A 23,225-nucleotide genomic window follows, 5' to 3' on the forward strand; every position below is an offset into this window, starting at 1 on the left:
CAGTTTTCAAAATATCTCTTGCAAACTCATAGTTTCTTATCTATATCAATTACTTTTTATAAACGAAAACTCTTGATTGTTGTCAGATATTGAACTGATTTTGTATGAACAAGCAATCAGCTTGTTGATAATATCTAATGTGTCATCTAATGTAAAAGGATGAAAACGATGATGGAACTCGATTAATATTTGCCCGGGATATATGTTTTTGTAAAGCATATCTGGTATGACTTCATATTCCGCACCCTCAATATCCATTTTTAAGATATCTATATTTTTATGGTCCAATCGGTCCATTATGCTATCAACGGTTTCAACCTTTACTTTGATGGGTTTATTGGAATTGTTGTTTTTTTCTACTAAAGAATATGATACATGGCTTGTGTTTTTTGGAGGAAAAAATTCTAGCATTCCATTTGCTGAACCAACTCCTATGGGGTGAAGAATAAATTGATCTATATTTTTGTTTTTTACAAATTCAATTGCTTTCGGTGTAGGATCAAATCCATGAACCGTTACATTTTTGCCTTTAATCAATGCTTCATCCCAGGAAACATCTTCTCCTATCCCCATAGAATAAATCACACTTTGGCTATCAATATTTTCTGGGCAAAAGGCCCAACCACCATATTTTGATCCTAAATATTCTATCTGGCAATTGGCCATATTTTTCTTATATTCTTTAAATTTGATAATTTCTTTTATTTTTAAAATTATATTATTAAATAATCTGCTCATTTGAATCCTCTGCGTATTTTTATTATGGTTGATATTATGGCAATTAATATGTGATTGCTACTTAAATTTCTAGGTGTATAGCAATCAGTCAACCGAAAAGTAATTTGGAATACTTTCAATGCCTAATTGGTACAGGTTTTAACCCAAGAATTATATATCACTTTATAAGTTCATATGGTATACAGTTACTAAAAAGTTTGTGAAAACTATGAAACCCCTTCTTATCAGTACATCAGACCTTCAGGGTGGTGCCGCCAGAGCAGCTTACAGGCTACATGAAGGACTTCAGCAAATTGATGTTCCATCAAAAATGTTGGTGCAGAAAAAGACGGGTACTGATTGTTCTGTAATAGGTCCGAAGTCAAATCTAAAAGGTCCAAGGGCATCGAGCTGGAATTCAATGGCTGTTATACGTTACATATTGGATCGCTTGCCTCTGGCATATTATGATTTTCGTAATTTCAAGGAAATGGACTGGAGTCCCCAGTGGCTTCCCAACAATATACACAAGAAAATTAACAAGCTGGATCCTGATGTTGTGAATCTTCATTGGGTATGCCAGGGCTTTATGCCTGTTCAGGAGATTGCTAAAATAAAGCAACCTCTTGTGTGGACTCTCCATGATATGTGGGCTTTTACTGGCGGGTGTCACTATAATGGTACCTGCGATAGATACAAAGACCTCTGTGGTAGTTGCCCTCAGCTGGATTCCGATAGGGAGGGGGATTTGAGCAGGTGGGTATGGGGTCGCAAAAAGAAATATTGGGATGACCTGGATTTTACTGTTGTCACACCCAGCAATTGGCTTGCAAACAGTGCACTTTCCAGTTCTTTATTTGAGAATAAAAGAATAGAAGTCATCCCAAACGGTCTTGATCTTCAGAAATACAAACCTGTTGATAAGGAAAAAGCAAGAAAAGACTTAAATCTTCCAATGGATAAGAATTTGATTCTTTTCGGGGCGATGAACTCCACTAATGATACAAGGAAAGGTTTCCACTATCTAAAATCTGCAACCAGTATGCTATCTGAAGATTTGGAATTTGAAGGTATTGTATTTGGCAACTCAGGCAAAGGCGACCAGGTGGATATTCCAATCAACTATTTAGGAAGATTGCCGGATGATCTGTTAAATTCTGTATATTCGGCAGCTGATGTATTTGTAGCTCCTTCTGTACAGGACAACTTGCCAAACACTGTAATGGAAGCTCTGGCATGTGGTACTCCCTGTGTAGCTTTTGATGTTGGTGGCATGTCAGATATGATTGTTCACCGGGAAAATGGTTATTTGGCCAAACCATTCGATGTGGATGATCTTGTAAGAGGTTTGGAGTGGGTTGTTGGAAACGACCAAAGAAAACAATACTTAAGTGAAGCTGCTAGAAAATATGTTGAAGATAATTTCGAACTAACTCATATTGCCCGAAAATATACAGACTTATATTCTGAAATATGTTAAACATACCTGGGGATTTTCAATGGATAAAACTGATAAGATTTACATAGCAGGCCATCGAGGAATGGTGGGCTCGGCAGTAAAACGAAACTTAGAATCAAAAGGCTACACAAATCTGATATGTCGCACCCACAGCGAGCTCGACCTCACCGATCAACAAGCAGTCAATGAATTCTTCGAATCTGAAAAACCTGAATATGTATTCCTGGTAGCCGCCAAGGTAGGTGGGATTCTGGCAAACAGTACGTATCCTGCAGAATTCATATACGACAATTTGATGATTGAGGCAAATATCATCCATGCTGCAAAGAAATATGGAATTAAAAAACTCCTGTTCCTCGGTTCATCATGCATCTATCCCAAATTTGCCCCGCAACCCATGAAAGAGGAATATCTTCTGACAGGAGAGCTCGAAGTTACCAATGAGGCATATGCAGTTGCTAAGATTGCAGGTATTCGATTATGCAAACACTACAACCAGCAGTATAATACAAACTTCATCTCGGTAATGCCTACAAATCTTTACGGCCCCAATGACAATTTTGATCTTGAAACTTCTCACGTAATGCCTGCTCTTATACGCAAGTTCCATGAAGCAAAAATAAATAAAGAGCCCGAAGTTACTATCTGGGGAAGCGGCTCTCCCAAACGCGAATTCCTTCATGTGGATGATATGGCTGATGCCTGTGTTTATCTGATGGAAGACTATGACTATACGGATATTGGTGAGTTTGTAAATATCGGTACCGGGAAAGATCTCTCCATCAAGGAACTTGCAGAACTGATAAAGGATGTGGTGGATTATGAAGGTGATATCATTTATGATTCCTCCAAACCCGATGGTACTCCGCGTAAATTGTTAGATGTAAGCAGGCTGAATGGCCTTGGCTGGAAGGCCAATATTTTACTCAGGGATGGAATCATTCAAACATATGAATGGTACAAAGGGACAATGTGATCATTATTCCAGTATTTAATATTATAACATAGTAGATGGCGAAATAAATGACCTCACAACCTCTCATATCTGTAATTGTAGCCGTGTACAATGGTGCCAAAACCCTGCAGCGCTGTATAGATAGTGTAGCAGGGCAGACCTATCCTAATAAAGAGCTTATAATCATTGATGGTGGATCCACGGACGGTACTCTGGAAATCCTGAAAACCTGCAATGACAAAATCGCTCACTGGAAATCAGAACCCGATGATGGTATTTACAATGCATGGAATAAAGGATTAGACCATGTCAAAGGAGATTGGATCTACTTTTTGGGGTCTGATGATCATCTCTGGGAAACTACAGTATTTGAAGAAATAGTTCCATATCTTAGCAGGGCCGAATCCGAGAGGGTACGGTTGGTTTATGGCCAAGTAGCTAGGGTGACAGGGGATAATGAGGTTTGCTGTGTGGACGGTAACCCCTGGGATTATACCCGAAGAGGTATCGTTGTGGACGGGATATGTACCTTTACCCATCAGGGAATGTTCCACCATCGCAGTTTATTTGAAACCTATGGAAGATTTGACGAGTCCTTCAGGATTGCAGGTGATTATGAGTTACTTCTCAGGGCCTTTAAGGAAGGTGGGGATGCTCTTTTCGTAAAAGGGTTGATTGTGGCAGGAATGCAGACAGGAGGGGTAACTGGGAATTGTACCAATCTGGTAAAGGAAACTGCCAGAGCCCGGAGGAATCATCACCTGAGGGTCATAACTGTTCCCTGGCTTATATCATATGGCTGGGCTATATGCTATCCGGTATTGGATTCTCTGATAGGGGCCAAACACACCAGATCACTGGTAAATTTCGGGAAAAAATTCGTTGCAGATATGTCCTGCAAAAAAGATGCTATTTTGCGGCGCAACAGTGACTGACAAATACAGGATTTTACTGAAATATTCGGGTTTCAGTTCTAATCTCTTTCTGAAAATTTAATTGGGTGCAATTTGTGGACATAACTATTGCAATAAATAGCAACACGTCTGATAATATTTATATATCGTTCAGTATTGTAATACATTGAATATTTACAAGGTAGCTTCCCATTAAAAATATAAGGCTAAATGATTGTTTATTCCATATTCTAGATATGAAATTTCATGGAATTAATTGGTGAGTGGCTATTGTGAGATTACAAACTGGAATATGAAACTAATATAATTAAAGATGTGACTCATGCTTTCAATTCAGAATACCCCAAATTCATTAATGTGAGTGAAAATATGACCGGTGAAACTAAAAAGACCAAAATAATCAATGCCCTGCCTTTTGGGTTGGGAGTGGCTATTTCATTCCTGATAGCATTTTATATTAGAACTGTGCCAAAGGCAGGCGTATTCCTTTCAAACGGTTTTGTACGCTTCGGTGGAAACGATCCCTGGTATCACTTGCGGAATGTGGAATCCATTCTGCATAACTTCCCAAATATGCTATGGTTTGATGCATATACCCAATATCCAGAAGGGACACATCAAATATTTGCGCCTCTTTTCGATATGCTTCTTGCAACAATAATATGGATCCTTGGATTTGGAAATCCCAGCCAGGACCTGACCAATACCGTATGTGCATACTATCCTGCATTTCTGGGTGCACTTGTAGTGATCCCGACATATTTTGTAGCAAAGTGGCTATTTGATCGCAGGGTTGGATTGCTTGCAGCTTTACTGGTTGCAATTGCACCGGGACAGTTTCTCTCAAGATCGATAATAGGATTTAATGATCATCACATTGCAGAGACACTATTCACAACAGTAGTTGCAATGTTTTTGATAATGACTTTGAAGGTCCTGAGGGAGCATCCAGTAACATTTGAGAATATAAAGAATCGGAATTTTGAATCACTGAAACACGTTTTACCGTATATCGTACTTACCGGTCTGGCTCTGGGTGCTTATTCACTTGCATGGTATGGTGCAGTTTTCTTCAGTTTCATAATTGGCTTGTACATAACTGTTCAGCACATCGTGGACCATATGCATGGTAGGTCTACTGATTCTCTGGCAATCGTTGGAGTAATTATTTTTGCACTTCCTTTAATAATTATATTAATGGTTCCTGAATTATCTTCTAAATCAATTACGATAAAGGGGCTGATTGGTGGCATTGTTGCATTCCCGATAATGAGTTTGATATCAATTGAATTTAATAAAAGGAATATGAGAAGATATTATTATCCTCTATCACTTGCAATCTTATTTTTTGCTTCTGTAATTTTTGCAAAATATTTTTCACCATCGATTTACGATTTGGTTTTAAGGGTAGCAAGTTATTTCACATGGGAAGGCGGCGCCCTCACAATCGCAGAAGCCTCCCCTCTCCTGATGAGTGGTGGACAGTTCACTCTGCAACCCCTCTGGTACAACTTTGCTCTGGCAGGTATTCTCTCCTTCTTCGCCCTGGCAATCCTGGCCTACATTGCCATCTATCGGCATAACAACCGGGAGCAGACCTTCCTGATTGTCTGGTCCGTGATGATCATCTGGGCCATGCTGCAGCAGAACCGTTTCGCCTACTACTACTCGGTCAATGCAGCCATCCTTTCGGCTTATCTGGGAATCAAAGTGCTGGACCTGGCAGGCTGGAAAGATATCAAGAGCCCCTTTGCCGAAGCGACATCCAGTATAAGCGACTGGTTCAAACAGATCAAACCGGTCCATGCAGTTGCTCTTGTACTGGTGGTGCTGGTACTGGCCTATCCGTCCTATGATCTTTCCACACAACAGAATCAGGGTACAGGTGGACCCAATGGTTACTGGATTGAGGCTACCCAGTGGATGAAATACAATACACCCGATCCAGGTCTGGATTACTATGAAAGTTATGAGCAACCTCCTGAAGGTGAACTTTTCCCTTATCCCGATGAAGCCTACGGTGTAATGTCCTGGTGGGATTACGGTCACTGGCTTGAAGTCATCGGCCACAGGATACCCAACGCCAACCCCTTCCAGCAGGGTGTTGGTGGCCGCCGTGGCAGTATGGATGAAGAGAACAAACCCGGTGCATCAACCTTCTTCACCGCCCCCTCTGAAGCAGAGGCCACAGCAGTACTGGAAGCCGTACATCCCGACCCTGACAAAGCAGGGGCACGTTACGTAGTCTCCGATGTGGAGATGGCCACCGGCAAATTCTATGCCATGGCTGCCTGGACTCTGGATACCGATAATTACTATGTGCAGGCCCAGACTGCCCAGGGCACCCAGACTGTACCCGGAGAACGTTATTTCAATACAATGGAAGCCCGGCTGCACATCTTTGATGGTGATGGTCTTGAGCAGTATCGTATGGTGCATGAGACCCCTGCAGCCAATACCGCTGAGAGTGGCTACAAGCAGGTCTACAATGCCCTCTTTGGCGGCAATATTGAAGTGGTGAATACCGGTTATGTGAAGATCTTCGAGTATGTGGACGGTGCCACTATCACAGGACAGGCACCTGCAGGTGAAAAAGTAACCATCACAAATACCATACGTACCACTACCGGCCGGACTTTTGAGTATTCCCAGTCCACCACGGCCACAGATGGTACCTATGAATTCGTAGTGCCCTATTCAACTGAAGGACCAATGACAGGCCAGACACAGTTTGATACCGCACCCACAGGTTCCTACAAAGTTTCCTTCGGGGATACCACTGAATCCGTGCGGGTAAGTGAATCGGCTGTTTTGAATGGTGGGGAAATAGAGGTTTAAGGCCTCTATTCTCCATTTCTCTACTTTTCCTGAATTCCTTTTTTTTGTTGTCGATAAACAACCTTATATGCCTGCAAAGGCACCTTCAGACCATGAATGCAGGCACTAACAGAAAGAATATCAAGCCAGGGCTAAACGTAGGAATCGTTTTGAAGAAGGATCAGAAGAGTGGCAAGATTACCAGAGGTATTGTCAAAAGAATTCTCACCAAATCCCCGTCTCATCCCCATGGAATTAAAGTACAACTGGAGGATGGTAGTGTTGGAAGGGTGAAGGAAATTTATTGATACTGGGTCATTTGTTGTATTTTTGATCGAATACAACAAAGCCAGGAACTCTTTTATCAAGTTTGACTGTCAACGTTGGATTAAAGCAGCAAAAGTGCTATATAGTTATGTTTGTGTATTTATTAATTATCAATTGATATCAACTAGGTATTGAATAATAAGAAGGGGGAGATTACTTATGAATATGACACCACCGTTAAATAAACAAAGCCGTTCACCTACTTTGAATACCATCAAAATGGTAGAAGGAACCCTACAGAATATGGATGAAAGCATAATATCTGTTGGCGAACTTAAAAGGAAATTGCCCAAACAGGTCAATCATAATACACTCACGACCATTCTGGAATATCTGGAAGAAAGCGATAAGATTGCAGTAAGTATCAAAGGTATTACCTGGATACACAATGATCACCCCGGGCTCAACAAAGCGATATCTCGAGGCATTGAGCTATGAAAAAGGTTCGGATAGTCCTCATCGACAACGCAGCTGATAGTTATCATTGGTTGCAAGAGAAGGCATCCGACTCCAAAGTTGAAATGGCTATTGTGGAAGCAATCCGAAACAAAACCGATATTCTCAAAAGGGATATACACTATGGGCAACCCATAAGTAAAAAACTGATTCCTGATACATATCTCAAAAATTATGGCATAACGAATCTATTCCGGCTGGAATTGCCTCATTTTTGGAGATTACTATATACACTAAAAAAAGATCCAGACAGCAGTAATTCTATTCTTGTGATGATTGTAGACATTGTTGATCATGCTGCCTATGACAAATTGTTTGGCTATCAGAAGAAATAAGGCGCACATTGCATACAACTACAATCAGCATAATTCGCTATCTACAAATAATATATACGAGGTATCCCTAAGCAGGTGAGAGGATTGGACAAAGTGATTAAAGGTAAAGCATGGATCTTCGGTGACGATGTGGACACCGATGTAATAATCCCGGGTAAATACCTGCGCACCACCGATATGCAGGTCTTTGCCGATCATGCCATGGAAGGCATCGACCCTGATTTTTCAAACAAAGTATCCCCCGGCGACATCATTGTTGGCGGCAATAATTTTGGCTGTGGCTCCTCCAGGGAACAGGCTCCCCTGGCGCTCAAACATGCAGGTGTGGGCTGTGTGGTTGCCAGATCCTTCGGACGTATCTTTTTCCGCAACTCCATCAATGTAGGTCTGCCATTGATAGAGGCGGATGTGGAATGTGAGGAGGGTGAGGAGGTCGAAGTAAATCTCTCTGAAGGTGCCATTAAAGTGGGTGACAGGACCTATAAAGGCCAGCAACTTCCTGATTTCCTCCTGGAAATACTGAGTGACGGCGGGCTTGTCGAGCATCGTAAAAAACAACAGCAGGGCTAAATCCATGATATTCCCTCAAGAATACAAGCATGTGGGTGTAACCCATATCCATCCGGATGAGGATTCAAAAGAACCCATCTATTTTCTGACCCACTACATGCTTGTGGAGAAATGTAATGGGAACAAATGGCTCTATCAGGTGGAACACAGCGGTGAAGACCTGCTGCGTAAAGCCGAATCTGTGAACTTAATCGCAAAACCTGCAAACATTGTCAGTTTCCCTGAAAAACTCAATATAAAGAACCGCTCCCTCCTGATTCAAAAGGCTGCAGAATTGTGTAAAAACGGTATAACCACGGTCATCTTTACGGGTATCGATAATCATGTGACTTTTGTCCATGAACCTGCACCCTCAGCAATTCTGGAACTTGAGATAATGGATATCGCGCCCCCCTATCCATCCTGGCTGACCGATGTGGTGCGCCGGCTAGAAACATCGGGTCTATTCGGCGATCTCACAATCACGTTCAAAGAAAACACGATTGATCTGACCCGCTTCAGTGGTCCTGATACGGTCTTCCCCTGTTCTTCCTCGGGTCTTGAAGGCAAATGTCTGGATAATGATATAATCGAAAAACCCGGCTCGTTACTTGTGGGTTGTGAAATATCCCGCTCTCTCTTCGAATCGCGCTTTCCGGGTCTGGAATATGAGTTTATAAGTCTCTGCCCCTTCACCAGTGATATCGTCAGACCCACGGGCCCGTTCATCGCCCGCTGTTGCAGGGCTGAGAATGTAGGTCAGGTTACCATCAATGGTTATCCTGGCGCAACCGTGCACTGGGGCGCTTGCGAATTTGATGTGGCAAACATGATCAGGGAACTTGTGGACAGGATCAGGAAGGATTACGCATGAAACTGGCTGTAATTGAAGGGGATGGTGTGGGCAAAGAGGTAATTCCTGCGGCATTGCAGGTACTGGATTGCTTCGACCTGCCCTTAGAAAAAATCCCTCTGGAACTGGGTTACGGTAAATGGGAAAAGACCGGTCAGGCAATCACGGATACAGATCTTGAAATCCTGAAAGATTGTGACTGTATCCTGTTCGGAGCGGTTACAACACCGGCAGATCCAAATTACAAGAGTGTGCTGCTGACCATCCGCCGGGAGCTGGACCTCTATGCCAATATACGGCCCTTAAAACCCATAAAGGGAATAAAAGGTGCCACAGGCAACACAGATTTTGATATCCTGGTGGTGCGGGAAAACACCGAAGGCCTGTATTCCTCCATCGAGGAAGTGGGTACGGATGAGGCCTGGAGCAAGCGTATTATCACACGTCGGGCCTGCGAGCGGATTGCACAAATAGCCTGTGAATATGCCGCCAAACGAGACAATCATCTGACCATTGTTCATAAATCCAATGTGATCAAGGCGGATTCCCTGTTCCTCAATACCTGCAGGGATGTTGCCCAATCCCACAATGTAATTCACGATGCCATGCTGGTAGATGCCATGGCATATGATATGGTGCGCTCCCCTGAAAAATACGATGTGGTGGTGGCTCCCAACCTCTACGGGGATATCCTCAGTGATCTCGGCGGGGCGCTTGTAGGAAGTCTGGGTTTGCTGCCCAGTGCCAATATTGGAGAAAAACAGGCTTTTTTTGAACCGGTACACGGCAGTGCTCCCGATATTGCAGGTAAGGGTATAGCCAATCCGATTGCGGCCGTACTTTCAGTGGCCATGCTGCTGGACTGGTTGGATAGACCTGAACAGGCCCGCATTGTCAGGGAAGCGGTGGAGGCTTCCATTAATGAAAACATAAAGACTGCTGATCTGGGTGGCAACTCTACAACAGCAGAAGTAACAGAATTTCTGGTGCACTACGTGCGATCCCATTGCTGATTCTCAGGTCACGCCCAGCAGGGAGGCAATTCCCTTCTCTGTTACCACGGCGCTTCCTCCGCCAATCCACATCATTATCACAAAATCGGTAGCTGCTGCCAGAGGGTGGCCCCCGTCCACAACCCGTATCATAAGAGCAGATATAATGGCATGGATGAAGTGAACATGTCCTGCATAAGTTGACTTGAGGTAGAGAATAGGTTTCTACAGAGCCCGTAAAATACTATTATTTATAAATAATCCAGCAAATTGGCAAATCAGCTCTTGATCCGTGTACCCACACGTTCTCCTTCGACAGGTTCACTCTTTATTTTTTCCTGCATTACGACTTTGTAAATATCCCCTTCGCTGGATCCATCCATAACGATTGTTTCGATATTACATCTCTCGATTATTTTTGCAGCCAGGGGGTCGACAGGGGATTTTGAACCGGCTTTCATTTCGGTGGACATTACCACATCAAGCAGTTCTTTGGGACTCATCACATCAAATTTTTGAGCATCTGGGGATGTTGTCGGATCTTTTGAATATACGCCGTCCACAGAAGTTGCAATCACCATCAACTCAGCTCCCAGATACTCGGCAAGTACAGCGGATACCGTATCTGTGGTCTGTCCCGGGATTACCCCTCCCATTACAATGATTTTGCCGGAGGACAGGGCAAGTTCTGCATCCTTATAATTCAAAGGAGGCTCCGGGTATGCATGTTTGCCAAGTGCGGCTATCAGGAGTTGTGCGTTGAGACGGGTTACATCGATCCCTATAAAATCACAGGTGACCTCATTAGCACCGACCTGCCTGGCAGTTTCTATGTACTGGCGGGCGGCAACACCCCCACCGGTCACGACTACCACGGAATGTTCTTTTGAAAGCTCTTCCAGCATGTCGGCGTATTTTGCGAACCTCTCTGGATCCAGGTCCCTGGCAAGAATGGATCCGCCTATTGATATTACTACTAGCATGAATGGTCCTCCGGATATTGTTCAGAAGTATTATATAAATATACTATATGCAAAAGGTGGATGTGACGAATACAGCCTTTTTGTAAAAAAGATTTGTTGAGGCTGCATTTTCCTACCTTCGTGAACTACCCCTGAGCTAAAGACTCAGAGGCTTCCTGCTTCATCCTTTGAACTCATGTTCACAAGTCCACAGACCTTTCCCCTCGTCCCGAGGGTGCCTTAACATCGTAAGTATTGGTACGATTCAATGGACTATATACTTTTCTGTATTTCTGGTATCGATTCTGAGTTAAAGGAAGTTATTAAATCAGGGGTAAGGACGCTTATATCCTCTGGGCTAAAGACTCAGGGGTTTTACGCTGTGTTCTATAAATGGTATGCCTGATACAATCGCTCTATGCCCAAAACCCGGGCATCTGAAGAACAGGTAGTGGTTATGTAGTAGATTCCCTCTTCAGACATAGGATTGGCCCGGCAAAGTTGTTCAAAAAAGTAAAGAGAAAATGGAATAATTATTCCACTGTTATTGCTTCGGTTGGACAGACGTCCACGCATGCACCACAGTCTACACACTCTTCAGCGTCTACGACTGCAATGTTTTCATCGCTCATTGAGATTGCTTCAGAGGGACATTCGTCCACACATGTTCCGCAACCTACACATTCGTCAACATTGATTACTGCTACCATATCTATCGACTCTCCTGTTAATTTTTGATGTCTTAATAGACTTCAATCTATCATTGAACAACTAAAATAAAAAGTTATCGATTAGGATTTATAACATCTTGTTTCGCCCTACTTTGAATGAGTAAAGGAAGATTGCAGAACCTTTTTACTTTAACAGACATATTTATTTTGGATGAATGCAATGATATTGTAAACACACTCTCAATTTGGGTATATGATAGAATGAAAGATGAAAAAGCAATTTCTCCTGTTGTCGGCATCATGTTAATGATTGCCATAACCATTGTTCTTGGAGTCACTCTGATTTTCTTTGCCACAGCCTTTGAAATGCAGGAACCTGCGCCTTTTGTGGCTCATTCAAGCGGGGAACTGGTACGCAAAGGGGGTGCAGATGTACAGAAGACAGATCAAAGAGTATATTTGTATCATGAAGGCGGAGATCCAATTGATGTATCTGATATTGAAATTGTTGTATCATTTGATAAGAATGATAAAGTGGGAACACTCCATAATTTTCCTATAGAAGGAGATGACCCCAATCCAACTTCCGAATATGTAAGTGGTGATGATGTATTCGATAATAGTCATAACTCAATAGAAGGGTCTATTGGAACGGGAGATGTTGATGATGATGGCATGTGGTCCACAGGGGAATATGTGATGTTCAGAATTTCCAATACTGCAGTTTCTCTTAATTCTGGAGATATTGTTTATGTTAAAATCATACATACGCCCACCAACACAGTAATCATGGAAGAAACTCTGACCGCTTCCTGACACGCATAATATCCCATCCAATATCTTTTTAATAGGAGGAGCTTTAGGGAAAGCCATGAGCACCCCTGACAATTATATCCAGTATTTCCCCCTGGAGCAATGTTATCCCAACCAGAAGGACGCAATGGAGAAGATTCACCGCTCCCTGCTGGAGGAAAATCTGGTGCTTTTTGAAGGAGCCTGTGGGACCGGGAAGACCCTGAGTGCTCTGGTTCCGTCGTTGCATGTGGGAAAACAATTGGGCAAAACCGTGTTCATTGCCACGAATGTCCACCAACAGATGTTACAGTTCATAGATGAGGCCCGCCAGATTAAACTATCACATGATATCAAGGTCCTGGTTTTCAAGGGTAAGATGGGCATGTGTCCCCTGAAACAGGGCTATGATGAATGCGAGGCCAAGCGGGACAATACCTACGATCTCATGGAGATCGAAAAGGAAATCATTCTCAAAAAACAGGAATCAAAGGCTGCCTGGGACGAGTATAAATCCTCGGGGGAAGCAGCTCATGCTTCTCTGAGGGATGCGATTGATGAAGAACGGGAAAAGCTCGAGGAAAAAGCAAGTTCCCTGAGGAAACGTTCATGTGATCCCCTGTATGAGGTTTTAAGGGCAGAGGATGAAAAATTCCAGAAGTGGCTTTTCCAGGATGTACGCGATCCAGAACAGGTCAATGATTACGCAGCTGAAAACGGGATGTGTGGCTATGAACTTCTCAAGCGGGAGTTGAAAAATGCTGATCTTGTCATAGGTAATTTCCATCATGTCCTCAATGATATGATTTTTTCCACAATGCTGCGCTGGATGGACAAAGAACCCGAAGATATTATTGCGATATTTGATGAAGCCCATAATATAGAAAATGCTGCCAGGTCCCATTCATCCATTACTCTGGCCGAACATACCATTGAAAGTGCCCTGGCTGAACTCAATGCCAATGAAAAAAGTGATCTTTTCACCTCCATGCCGGTTGAGGACGTGGAAGCCGTACTCTCCATCCTCCTGGAAGTGGTCAGGGATACCTATGATAACCGTTTCAAGTTCGGGGAACGCCAGCGGGTGGGGCGCAACTGGTATGATATACGCATAAGTGACCCCTATGAAAGAAATGATGTGGTCTATGCCCGTTTTATGAGGCGGATGAAAGAGACCGGTTATGGGGAGGAAAAACAGGTACAGGAATTGCTCGGGATTGCTGCTGAAGTGGGAGGTCTACTGGATAATGCCTATCATGAACAGTACAAACAGGGCCAGACCCCGATCCTGAAAAGATCCCACTTAAAACCCACAGCAGAATTTTTCTCCCAGTATCTTAAACTCTCCAACAACGAAAATTATTATCCGGTACTCAATGTCCGCCGGGATCAGGGCGGGGAGATCTACGGCAGGCTGGAATTGTTCACCTGTATCCCTAAAAACGTTACAGGTCCGCTGCTGGATTCGATCTACTCGGCAATCCTGATGTCTGCAACCCTGCGTCCCTTCGATATGATCAAAAGCACGCTGGGTATCACGCGGCAGACATGCGATCTGGTCTATGGTCTGACCTTTCCCGAAGAACACAGGTTGACTATCACAGTATCCGTGCCTCCCCAGTATTCGCGTATAAGGGACGACCCCCAGAACCTCCAGATACTGGAACAGGTGTTACAGGACACGATTGAAAATGCCGGGGGCAATGTGATCATCTTCTTCCCGAATGCTTTTGAGGCAAAACGCCATTTCCGCAAATTCGATGGCGTGCTTGGTGTCGAACTGTTCCTTGATGAAACCGGTGTATCTGCTCAGGATATACGCAAGCAATTCTTCCAGATTGGAGAACAGGGAGGCAAAGCTGTCCTTTTCACCTATCTCTGGGGTACCCTCAGTGAAGGAGTGGATTACAGGAATGGCCGGGGTCGGGTTGTTGTGGTGGTCGGTGTAGGTTATTCGGCCCTGAATGACAGGATGCATGCGGTGGAATCTGCCTATGATCATGAATTCGGTTATGGTGCCGGGTGGGAGTATGCGGTACAGGTTCCCACGATACGCAAGATCAGACAGGCTATGGGCAGAGTGGTACGTTCACCGGCCGATTACGGTGTCAGGATACTGCTGGATGGCAGGTTCATGACGGATTCGGCTAAAAGACTGGGAAAATATTCGGTATACCCCTCATTTCCCGAAGATGAGAGGAAGGAATTCCTTGATGTGGAAGCAGGGAAAGTGAAATATTCCCTGCTCAATTTCTTTTCGGACATGGAAGAGCTGTCCTGACACATATATATATGATTGTGAATTAGTTCCAAGGTACCATGATCGAGATCACATCCCCTTCAAGGCTGCACCTCTCCCTGATCGATCTCAATGCTTCCCTGGGCCGGGTTGATGGAGGAGTGGGGGTTAGTCTGCAATATCCCCACATTCATCTTACCGCTGAAAAAAATGATCATGTGGAGATTAACGGCAGCTCATTATTATACGACAAAGTGCAAGCTGCGATTTCTGCCCTGCTGCCTGAAGGAGAAGGGATCAATATCTATCTTGATGAGGATATGCCTGCCCATGTAGGTCTGGGTTCGGGCACACAGGTGGCTTTGTGTACTGCGGCTGCGATCAACGAGCTCTTCGAACTGGGCCTTTCGGTCAGACAGCTGGCCCAAAAAGTGGGCAGGGGTGGTACTTCCGGCATTGGTGTGGCGGCTTTTGAGGAAGGAGGTTTCCTTGTGGATTGCGGACATCGTTTCTCTGATAAAGGCGCCTTTTCTCCCTCCTCTGCCAGTCCGGCACCGCCCGCTCCGATAGTTTTCAGGCATGATTTTCCGGACTGGCCCATAGTGCTGGCTCTTCCTGACAGGCAGGGAGCGCATGATGCCCAGGAAGTGGATATTTTCAGGCAGGTCTGTCCTGTACCCCTGGAGGATGTACAGGCGATCTCCCACATCGTTCTGATGCAGATGATTCCGGCGGTTATTGAAAATGATATTGAGAATTTCGGCAGTGCACTTGACAGCCTGCAGACGCTGGGCTTCAAAAAACAAGAGATCTCCCTGCAGAGCCAGCAGGTGCGGGATGTAATTGAACAGATGAGACTTGCCGGCACCCATGGTGTCGGGATGAGTTCCTTTGGGCCTGCAATATGTGGTTTTGTTGAGAATGAAAATCAGGGGAAACGTATTGTCCGGGAAATGCAAAACTTCCTGGATGAGAATATAGGGGGTAAGGTTTTACTTACAACTCCCAATAATACCGGTGCGGATATCAGGATGGATTAACCTTGAATGTGAAAACCTGGTTTGCAGATATTGAAATCAATGAAGATGGAAGTGTGGCTGACTGCAGGCCATGTAGTCAGGATGTGCAGCAGCTGGCAGAAAGATTGCTTGTCTTTCAGGCAGATCCCAAACAAATCCCGCCGGCACGTTTTGATCCGGTTCAAAATGCCATTGAATGCGGTTTTGCAGCAGGGGAAACTGAATATTATTCCCTGTTGCAGCAAACCTGTATTGCAGCCACGCGGCTTAAGATAAAGAATTCCTATTCTCCGGATTTGCGAATTATCCATGCTGTGGAAGCACTGGATGATATTGATGAAGCGGCCAACCTGCTTGCTGAGAGATTGGGCATATGGTACGGCGAACATTTCCCCGAAGCAGGCATGCTAACCGAAAATCTGGCCAAATTCGTAGCCGAAAACGGGCTCAGGCAGGATTTACAGCAGGATTCGCAGTTCCATGAGGCTGCCCGTTCGTCGGTGGGTATGGAAATGGACGCAGAGGACGGAGCTATCATAAAGGCTTTTGCAGCGGACCTCACTTCTCTGTATGAGAGGCGGCATGTGATAGAAGCCTATATTCACAAAAACATGAAGCAACTCGCTCCCAATCTGGATGAGGTCGCAGGAGCCAATCTGGGTGCTCGATTGATCAGTATGGCCGGGGGGTTGCAATCTCTCTCCCGGATGCCGTCAAGTACCATTCAGGTGATGGGTGCAAACCAGGCATTATTCAAACATCTCAGAGGCAAGGCTTCTTCTCCCAAACACGGTATTATTTTCAATCATCCACTGATCAAGAATTCCCATCCCAAAATCCGGGGCAAAATGGCCCGTGCTCTTGCTTCAAGCCTGAGTATCGCAAGCAGGGTGGATGCTTTTTCCGGTCAGTTGAATCCCACAATTAAAGAAAAACTGGATCGTAAGGTCCGGTCCATCAAGGGGGGGAGCAAATGAAGGTCAAAACCTTCCATGAATACATTTTCACGCTACAGCAGGGCAAGAAAAGATTCCTTGCCACCAGAAATCTTTCTCCCGGCTCGCAAGTGTACGGGGAACGCCTGGTGCAGGTTGAACAGGCAGAGTACCGTATCTGGGAGCCCAAAAGAAGTAAACTTGCGGCAATGCTGCTCAAAAAACTTCCTTCGCCCTTCACAACCACTTCAAAGGTGCTTTACCTGGGCTCGGCCACAGGTACCACTGTCAGTCATGTTTCGGATATTGTGCATCAGGGAGTGGTCTATGCAGTGGAATTCTCCCCCCGTACAATGCGGGACATGTTGCCTATCTGTGAAGAAAGGCCAAATATAATCCCTCTGCTTGCCGATGCTTCCAAACCGCAATCCTATGCAAATGTTGTGGAGCCTGTTGATGTTATCTTTCAGGATGTCGCCCAGCCGGACCAGGCATCCATTGCCCTGTCCAATGTGCAGCACTTCCTCAAACCCGGCGGTTACCTGTTGATGAGCATCAAGGCCCGGAGTGTGGATTCAACTGCAAAACCCGATACTGTTTTTAAACAGCAGCTCATAACATTACTGGAGCAAGATAATTCAAAATTGGAACTTGTCAAGAAACAGAAACTTGCACCGTTCCATATCGATCATCTCGGCGTAGTTGTAAAAAAGACTGAATGAGGTTTGCACGTGGCAGATCAGGAGGAATTGAGATAGGGGCTGGGCAAATATTTCGGTGTCTGTCCATCGTATCATCATTCCAGGGCCTGTTTATGCAAGAATTGTTCGTCCTATCCGGGTGAAGGTTATATGTTCTGTGCACGGGGTCCTGTATCCGGTGAGGCCCGGCAGGGCTGCAGGTGTAAGGACTGTTATGTCTATCATCAGTTTGCGCTTGAAGGGGATTATTTTTGCAGGCGGGAATGAATTATGAACAAAAATACAATAATTGTGTTAATTTGTGTACTGGGAACTCTGACTCTGGCCGGATGTGTACAGCAGGAGGCTGACAACACCACACCACAAACTGAAAAATGTGAGTTTTCCGATGTTTCTGCAGCAGAGGCATTCAATATGATTGAGACAGGGGATATTTTCATCCTGGATGTACGCACCCAATCCGAATATGATAACGGCCATCTGGAGGATTCCCACCTGATCCCTGTTTCTGAACTTGAAGGTCGGTTGGACGAGGTACCTTCGGAGACTGCGATTCTTGTCTACTGTCGCAGTGGCAGACGGAGTGTAACCGCCTCGAATATCCTTTTGGATGCGGGTTACTGTGATGTGTATAATATGGAAGCCGGTTTTAATGAATGGCGTTCTGGCGGCTACCCTTACGAGGAATAAAACCCAATCTTTTTTACTTATTCTCTCCTTTTTACATACATGTTGTATGATGAGATTGACTGGGGAGAAATCTGGATCGAGCAGATGAAATTGCATAACGAGGCAGATGAACAGGTTCAACAGCCGGATCGCTGGGGAACCTATGAAAATGCCAGACGTTTCTGGCAATCCTCCCGCAAAAGTGGTAAACGGCTGGAAAAAACCCTCAAGGACATCCAGCATGACAGCGATTCCCGGATACTGGACATCGGTGCCGGTCCGGGTTCAATGGCAATTCCCCTGGCGCAAAGGGTGTCCCATGTAACTGCAGTGGAGCCTGCTGACGGCATGACAGCAGTCCTGAAGGAAAATATCGAACATTACAATCTTGACAATGTGACATGTATCCAGAAAACCTGGGAGGATGTAGCCGTTGAAGAACTGGATTCTCCTTATGATGTGATTGTAGCGTCCTATGCTTTGCATGTCCCCAATATCAGGGAGGCTATTGAAAAGATCCAGCAGGTAAGCAATGGCAAAGTTTACATCTACTGGTTTGCAGGCCCGACCTCCTGGGATAAGAATTATTCACGTATCTGGCCGCAGTTGCATGGCAGACAATATCATCCCTCTCCCAAATGTGATGTGCTCTATAATGTGCTCTATAGCATGGGGATCTATCCGGACATGGAAAATTTTGAGTTGACACATGAAACCCGTTTTTCTTCCCTGGATGAGGCGGTGGAGCACTACAAACCTCATTACAAGATTGGCAATAAGCAGCAGGAACAGATACTGCGCTCCCATCTGGAACAAATACTGGAAAAAGAAGGGGACGAGCTGGTCCAGGTGGGTCGCTCGTCAAGGGTAAAAATGTCGTGGGATAATTCCCACTGATTTTTTCAATGCAAAAAGTGCCTCATTCCGGTAAATACCAGTGAGACTCCCAGCCGGTTGGCGGTGTCTATAACTTCGTTGTCCCGGATGGAGCCACCAGGGGAGATAATATATTTGATATTGTTCTCGGCGGCATGGATGATGCTGTCATCGAAGGGGAAGAAAGCATCGGAGGCCAGGACAGATTCTGCAAAGATACTCTTGCAGTACTCCTCAAAGTCCATTTCAGGCTGTTCCCTGTCATAGATTTCTTTCAGGTTCTCCCGGGCTTTGGTGGCACAGAGTTTGCGAATGGAATCCACCCGGTTGGGCTGACCGGCTCCCATAGCCAGCATCATGTAGCATCCATCCTCATATTCCCAGGACAGATTTACAGCATTGGATTTGGTGCATTTGCAGGCTGCAATACAGAATTCGGACAGGCTCTTTTTTTCTTTGGGATACTCGGTGTCAGTGACGCATTCCCATTTATCGTACAATCCGATATTGCGGGACTGCTTGAGCATTCCGCCTGCAATATACTTGTAGGTAAATTCTGCATCAAAGGATTCGTTGAGTGAAGGCAGCTCCAGCAGGCGCAAATTCTTGCTCTTATTCTTGAGGAACTCCAGTGCATCGTGTTTGAATCTCGGAGCGATAATGATCTCTACGAACTTGCCCTTGAGGAATTTGGCAGATTCGAGATCCATCGGGACATTGGTGCATATGATACTTCCAAAGGCGGATATCGGATCACCGTCCCATGCAGCTTTCAGGGCCTGCAGGAGTGTGTTGCCGGTTGCCAAACCACAGGGATTATTGTGTTTGACGATACATACTGCAGGTTTTTCGTGCCCCAATTCCTTAACGGTCTGGAGGGCGTTGTCCCCATCAACATAATTATTGTAGGAGAGTTCCTTGCCGTGCAGCTGATGGCAGTTTGACAGGGACGGCCCCTCTATTTCCGGCTGGGGGAAGAACATTGCATCCTGGTGCCAGTTCTCCCCATAGCGCAGGGTGGTTCCATTTGTGAAATTAAGCCGCAGGGTATCTTCTCCCAGTAAGGTGCGACTTAAGTATGTATCAATTGTACTGTCATAGTTTGCAGTATGGCGGAACGCCTTGACTGCCATTTTTTCCCGGGTTTCCTGTGAGATTGCTCCGCTTGAGCGCAGTTCTTTGAGGATATGTCCGTAATCTTGCGGGTCACTCAACACTGTAACAGATTTGTAGTTCTTGGCAGCTGACCTGAGCATGGAGGGGCCGCCGATATCAATGTTCTCGATGGCTTCCTCCAGATTAACTCCATCCCTGGATATCGTTATCTCGAAGGGATAGAGGTTTACGACCACCATGTCGATAAGTTCGATGGAAAGGTCTTCAGCGTCGCTGACGTGTTCCGGATTTTCCCGCAGGCAAAGCAGGCCACCGTGTATCTTTGGGTGGAGTGTCTTTACCCTGCCTCCCATCATCTCGGGAAATCCGGTGATCTCTGATACGTCAATTGTTTCTATTCCTGCATCCCGGAGCATACGTGCCGTGCCTCCGGTTGAAATGATCTCTACATCAAGTTGTTTGAGCCCGCGTGCAAAATCCACTATTCCCGTTTTGTCAGAAACGCTCAGCAATGCCCTTTTTACCAAAAAATCACCAAGTCAGGTTGTAAGATATTACTAATAAAGGTTCTGGTTTGTCTTTTTTGTGCTCTTTTTACTATTGGGGAGTCAATCTCATATTTTCCCTTTACTAAGGACAATTCCATAATGGTATGGTTTAAGGTCATATGTCAGGGGACTTTTGAACCCTGAGGATATAGCCCATTCTATGCATTTTTCTGGCTCTTCCACATTAAAATATTGGATAGAATAATATAATCTACACTTTTGTCTTCAAGACCGCTGCCGTCTGATACAAAATCACGAAGCACTGATTCAATATTGCTCAAATTTTCCACTTTTGCCTTCTGTTCTGTAATCTCTATCATTTCTGGCTCTATATCGATGGCGTAGACTTTCCCCTTTATTATCTTTGCAGCTGGAATTGTAAAGGTTCCGTAACCACAACCAAAATCGGCTACATCCGCAATTTTATCGTTCAAACCCAGTTTTTCAAGGACCTCATCTGCTCTAAAAAACCCTTCCCATACATTTTCATCGGGCATTCCGCATTCTTTTATTTTCATTTTTCCAGTCCAGAATCTGCTTACAATATATCTTGGTGTTTCTTAAATCTCTTTGAAAATTTTGCAAGAGATTCGCCACGAACATGGATAGAAAATTCAGAAAAGTAGCCAAAGGGTGTTGTATGGACCTCTATTCCCTTATTTTCCAATTTTTCTTTAATTTCAGAAATAATTTGCGATGCGAATTCAGGGGAAGATGTACTTGATGAGAGATGTGCAAAAGAATGCAAAATGATTCCTTCTTTATTCACTTTATTAAGGTACCACTTAAAATTTTTCACAGGATTTTTTATTATCTTGTTTTTTTTCTCTTCGTCCTCTAATTCAACATGTATGAAAACAACTGCAGTAGTTTCTATTTTTTCTTCTTCTTTTATGTCTTCTACGTTTTCTAGGGTCTTACTAAAAGTGTCAAACCAAAAATATTCGGTATCAAATAGTAAAAAGTGTTGGGGCATCTGTCCTGTCAACATGGTTACAGAAGATAATCGTTTTACTCCACAGGGAAAGATTGAATCCCTTGCAAAGGATAGTTGCAGGTGAGAAACTGACATCGGATGAGATGGATAACATTTATCTTTCCACACGCTGCAGAGCCTGTGATGATGTCTGTCCGGTAGACATCCCTATTACTGATATCATACAGTATGAACGGCAATTGCTGGCACAACAGGGAAAAGAACCTGCCAAAACCACAGCGATCTCTAAGAACATTATCGAACGTAACAGTCCCGGTGGTATGGATCCTTCAACAAGGTTTTATGAGTTACAGATGATCTTGAAATTGCCGAAAATTCCGAGATCGCCTATATGACAGGTTGTTGGATTGCACACAGCCAGCCGGACATAGCCAGATCAACTATCCGCCTGCTCAATCAGGTTGGTATCAAGCCGATGCTTCTGAAAGATGAGAAGTGCTGCGGTCTTTTCCTCATAGACAATGGTCATCTTGAGGAGGCAGCCGTGCATGCAAAGAAATTCGTAGATTACATTGAATCACTGGGAGTGAAGAAGGTTATAGTTTCATGCCCCGGTTGCTATCTGGTTCTGGGTCGTGAGTATCCTAAACTCTACAGGGAGTTGAACTTTGAGGTCGAGCATTCTCTAAACCTGTTCAGGGATTTGATAAATGATGGTACTCTCAGACCAAACAATATTGATTATACTGTTGCGGTAAGAGATGCCTGTCCTCTGAAGCAATCAAAGGATATATCAAGGGATATCCTTTCCAGCATGGATGTGGATATCAAAGAACTTTTTGATGGAAAACATGTTTGCTGTGGAGGACCTGCCGGCCTTAAACCCAACTTCCCGGAAATATCATCGGATATTGCCATGTTGTCGGTTAAGAACTATAAAGAGAAGGCCGATATGCTGGTTTCTTATTGTCCTTTCTGCATGCATCATATAGGTGGTGTTTGTAAATCAAAGGATGAAGAACTGAATATGAAAGACATTTCAGTTTTGCTGGCAGAAAGCATATTTGGAGATGTCAAGGAGATGGAATCATGAAAGTAGGTTTAATCAGATGTATGCAAACAGAGGATATGTGCCCTGCAACAACAGATTTCAAAGTAATGAAGGAGAAAAAACTTGCATTCAAAGATGTTGAGGGCGAAATTGAAGTGATAGGTGTTGTTTCATGTGGTGGCTGCCCTGGAAAGAAAGCAGTTCCGAGGGCTGCTGAAATGGTCAGACGAGGAGCCGATACAATTGCTCTTGCTTCTTGCAACCAGAGGTAATCCAATAGGGTTTGCCTGTCCGCATGCTGAGCAGATGAAAGCAGCAATCAAAAAGAAAATAGG

The 23,225-nt window shown here is 44.5% G+C and carries 27 protein-coding genes and 1 pseudogene; 21 read left to right on the forward strand and 7 right to left on the reverse strand.

The window, feature by feature from the left end; all coding sequences use genetic code 11:
* Positions 1–45: 45 nt before the first annotated feature.
* Positions 46–738, reverse strand: coding sequence for an FkbM family methyltransferase (locus EFE42_RS00800; RefSeq protein WP_123135445.1), 693 nt, complete (start codon positions 736–738; stop codon positions 46–48).
* Between the two features lie 208 nt (positions 739–946).
* Here EFE42_RS00800 and EFE42_RS00805 point away from each other — a divergent pair, with 208 nt between their 5' ends.
* From EFE42_RS00805 to EFE42_RS00850, 10 genes are all read left to right on the forward strand, one after another.
* Positions 947–2,197, forward strand: coding sequence for a glycosyltransferase family 4 protein (locus tag EFE42_RS00805; RefSeq protein ID WP_123135446.1), 1,251 nt, complete (start codon positions 947–949; stop codon positions 2,195–2,197).
* A gap of 19 nt (positions 2,198–2,216) precedes the next feature.
* Positions 2,217–3,152, forward strand: coding sequence for a GDP-L-fucose synthase (locus EFE42_RS00810; RefSeq protein WP_123135608.1), 936 nt, complete (start codon positions 2,217–2,219; stop codon positions 3,150–3,152).
* Between the two features lie 47 nt (positions 3,153–3,199).
* Positions 3,200–4,066, forward strand: a complete 867-nt coding sequence (locus tag EFE42_RS00815) for a glycosyltransferase family 2 protein (RefSeq protein WP_123135447.1) — start codon at positions 3,200–3,202, stop codon at positions 4,064–4,066.
* A gap of 348 nt (positions 4,067–4,414) precedes the next feature.
* Positions 4,415–6,883, forward strand: coding sequence for an oligosaccharyl transferase, archaeosortase A system-associated (locus EFE42_RS00820; protein ID WP_123135609.1), 2,469 nt, complete (start codon positions 4,415–4,417; stop codon positions 6,881–6,883).
* Between the two features lie 92 nt (positions 6,884–6,975).
* Positions 6,976–7,170 carry a YwbE family protein gene (locus tag EFE42_RS00825; protein WP_123135448.1) on the forward strand — a complete coding sequence of 65 codons (195 nt, stop codon included), beginning with the start codon at positions 6,976–6,978 and terminating at the stop codon, positions 7,168–7,170.
* A 178-nt stretch (positions 7,171–7,348) separates the two neighbouring features.
* Positions 7,349–7,627, forward strand: a complete 279-nt coding sequence (locus EFE42_RS00830) for a hypothetical protein (RefSeq protein ID WP_123135449.1) — start codon at positions 7,349–7,351, stop codon at positions 7,625–7,627.
* Positions 7,624–7,980, forward strand: a complete 357-nt coding sequence (locus tag EFE42_RS00835) for a hypothetical protein (protein ID WP_123135450.1) — start codon at positions 7,624–7,626, stop codon at positions 7,978–7,980. The genes EFE42_RS00830 and EFE42_RS00835 overlap by 4 nt, the downstream gene beginning before the upstream one ends.
* Positions 7,981–8,073: 93 nt before the next feature.
* Positions 8,074–8,550 (forward strand): 3-isopropylmalate dehydratase small subunit, encoded by a 477-nt coding sequence (locus EFE42_RS00840; RefSeq protein ID WP_123135610.1) that lies wholly within the window; start codon positions 8,074–8,076, stop codon positions 8,548–8,550.
* A gap of 4 nt (positions 8,551–8,554) precedes the next feature.
* Positions 8,555–9,403, forward strand: a complete 849-nt coding sequence (locus tag EFE42_RS00845) for a hypothetical protein (protein ID WP_123135451.1) — start codon at positions 8,555–8,557, stop codon at positions 9,401–9,403.
* Positions 9,400–10,395, forward strand: coding sequence for an isocitrate/isopropylmalate dehydrogenase family protein (locus EFE42_RS00850; RefSeq protein WP_123135452.1), 996 nt, complete (start codon positions 9,400–9,402; stop codon positions 10,393–10,395). The genes EFE42_RS00845 and EFE42_RS00850 overlap by 4 nt, the downstream gene beginning before the upstream one ends.
* Before the next feature lie 3 nt (positions 10,396–10,398).
* On the opposite strand, the gene EFE42_RS10855 is transcribed toward EFE42_RS00850, so the two are convergent.
* The 3 genes from EFE42_RS10855 to EFE42_RS00860 all read right to left on the reverse strand — a co-directional run bounded on the left by EFE42_RS10855 (position 10,399) and on the right by EFE42_RS00860 (position 12,046).
* A complete protein-coding gene (locus EFE42_RS10855; protein ID WP_255419038.1) occupies positions 10,399–10,527 on the reverse strand; it encodes a hypothetical protein in 129 nt (42 codons plus the stop codon).
* 125 nt (positions 10,528–10,652) lie between these two features.
* Positions 10,653–11,357, reverse strand: coding sequence for a UMP kinase (gene pyrH, locus EFE42_RS00855; protein ID WP_123135453.1), 705 nt, complete (start codon positions 11,355–11,357; stop codon positions 10,653–10,655).
* Between the two features lie 512 nt (positions 11,358–11,869).
* A complete protein-coding gene (locus EFE42_RS00860) occupies positions 11,870–12,046 on the reverse strand; it encodes a 4Fe-4S binding protein (protein ID WP_123135454.1) in 177 nt (58 codons plus the stop codon).
* Positions 12,047–12,268: 222 nt separating this feature from the next.
* Here EFE42_RS00860 and EFE42_RS00865 point away from each other — a divergent pair, with 222 nt between their 5' ends.
* The 8 genes from EFE42_RS00865 to EFE42_RS00900 are packed head-to-tail and all read left to right on the forward strand — an operon-like array spanning position 12,269 to position 19,259.
* Positions 12,269–12,823, forward strand: a complete 555-nt coding sequence (locus EFE42_RS00865; protein ID WP_158599152.1) for a type IV pilin — start codon at positions 12,269–12,271, stop codon at positions 12,821–12,823.
* Between the two features lie 55 nt (positions 12,824–12,878).
* On the forward strand, positions 12,879–15,080 hold the full coding sequence (locus EFE42_RS00870; RefSeq protein WP_123135456.1) for an ATP-dependent DNA helicase: 2,202 nt from the start codon (positions 12,879–12,881) through the stop codon (positions 15,078–15,080).
* Between the two features lie 38 nt (positions 15,081–15,118).
* Positions 15,119–16,078, forward strand: a complete 960-nt coding sequence (locus tag EFE42_RS00875; protein WP_123135457.1) for a beta-ribofuranosylaminobenzene 5'-phosphate synthase — start codon at positions 15,119–15,121, stop codon at positions 16,076–16,078.
* A gap of 8 nt (positions 16,079–16,086) precedes the next feature.
* Positions 16,087–17,034 (forward strand): NOP5/NOP56 family protein, encoded by a 948-nt coding sequence (locus tag EFE42_RS00880; protein WP_233564684.1) that lies wholly within the window; start codon positions 16,087–16,089, stop codon positions 17,032–17,034.
* Positions 17,031–17,714 carry a fibrillarin-like rRNA/tRNA 2'-O-methyltransferase gene (locus EFE42_RS00885; protein ID WP_123135459.1) on the forward strand — a complete coding sequence of 228 codons (684 nt, stop codon included), beginning with the start codon at positions 17,031–17,033 and terminating at the stop codon, positions 17,712–17,714. The genes EFE42_RS00880 and EFE42_RS00885 overlap by 4 nt, the downstream gene beginning before the upstream one ends.
* Positions 17,715–17,753: 39 nt before the next feature.
* Complete coding sequence (locus EFE42_RS10860) at positions 17,754–17,960, forward strand: DUF2769 domain-containing protein (protein WP_255419044.1); 207 nt, start codon at positions 17,754–17,756, stop codon at positions 17,958–17,960.
* Positions 17,961–17,963: 3 nt separating this feature from the next.
* Complete coding sequence (locus EFE42_RS00895; protein WP_123135460.1) at positions 17,964–18,383, forward strand: rhodanese-like domain-containing protein; 420 nt, start codon at positions 17,964–17,966, stop codon at positions 18,381–18,383.
* Positions 18,384–18,422: 39 nt separating this feature from the next.
* Positions 18,423–19,259: a bifunctional 2-polyprenyl-6-hydroxyphenol methylase/3-demethylubiquinol 3-O-methyltransferase UbiG gene (locus EFE42_RS00900; RefSeq protein ID WP_123135461.1), complete on the forward strand. Its 837-nt coding sequence runs from the start codon at positions 18,423–18,425 to the stop codon at positions 19,257–19,259.
* 5 nt (positions 19,260–19,264) lie between these two features.
* On the opposite strand, the gene purH is transcribed toward EFE42_RS00900, so the two are convergent.
* From purH to EFE42_RS00915, 3 genes and pseudogenes are all read right to left on the reverse strand, one after another.
* Positions 19,265–20,881 carry a bifunctional phosphoribosylaminoimidazolecarboxamide formyltransferase/IMP cyclohydrolase gene (purH, locus tag EFE42_RS00905; RefSeq protein ID WP_123135462.1) on the reverse strand — a complete coding sequence of 539 codons (1,617 nt, stop codon included), beginning with the start codon at positions 20,879–20,881 and terminating at the stop codon, positions 19,265–19,267.
* A gap of 87 nt (positions 20,882–20,968) precedes the next feature.
* Positions 20,969–21,420, reverse strand: a pseudogene (locus EFE42_RS00910) (class I SAM-dependent methyltransferase).
* A gap of 20 nt (positions 21,421–21,440) precedes the next feature.
* A complete protein-coding gene (locus tag EFE42_RS00915; protein ID WP_233564673.1) occupies positions 21,441–21,893 on the reverse strand; it encodes a threonyl-tRNA synthetase editing domain-containing protein in 453 nt (150 codons plus the stop codon).
* Positions 21,894–21,940: 47 nt separating this feature from the next.
* On the opposite strand from EFE42_RS00915, the gene EFE42_RS10690 reads away from it, so the two are divergent.
* The 3 genes from EFE42_RS10690 to EFE42_RS00925 are packed head-to-tail and all read left to right on the forward strand — an operon-like array spanning position 21,941 to position 23,162.
* Positions 21,941–22,234: a hypothetical protein gene (locus EFE42_RS10690; RefSeq protein WP_233564674.1), complete on the forward strand. Its 294-nt coding sequence runs from the start codon at positions 21,941–21,943 to the stop codon at positions 22,232–22,234.
* Positions 22,231–22,932: a (Fe-S)-binding protein gene (locus EFE42_RS10695; protein WP_233564675.1), complete on the forward strand. Its 702-nt coding sequence runs from the start codon at positions 22,231–22,233 to the stop codon at positions 22,930–22,932. The genes EFE42_RS10690 and EFE42_RS10695 overlap by 4 nt, the downstream gene beginning before the upstream one ends.
* Positions 22,929–23,162 carry a CGGC domain-containing protein gene (locus EFE42_RS00925; RefSeq protein ID WP_233564676.1) on the forward strand — a complete coding sequence of 78 codons (234 nt, stop codon included), beginning with the start codon at positions 22,929–22,931 and terminating at the stop codon, positions 23,160–23,162. Before EFE42_RS10695 ends, EFE42_RS00925 begins: the two co-directional genes overlap by 4 nt.
* The last annotated feature ends 63 nt before the right edge of the window (positions 23,163–23,225 follow it).

This window comes from Methanohalophilus sp. RSK (assembly GCF_003722075.1).
GTDB lineage: Archaea > Halobacteriota > Methanosarcinia > Methanosarcinales > Methanosarcinaceae > Methanohalophilus.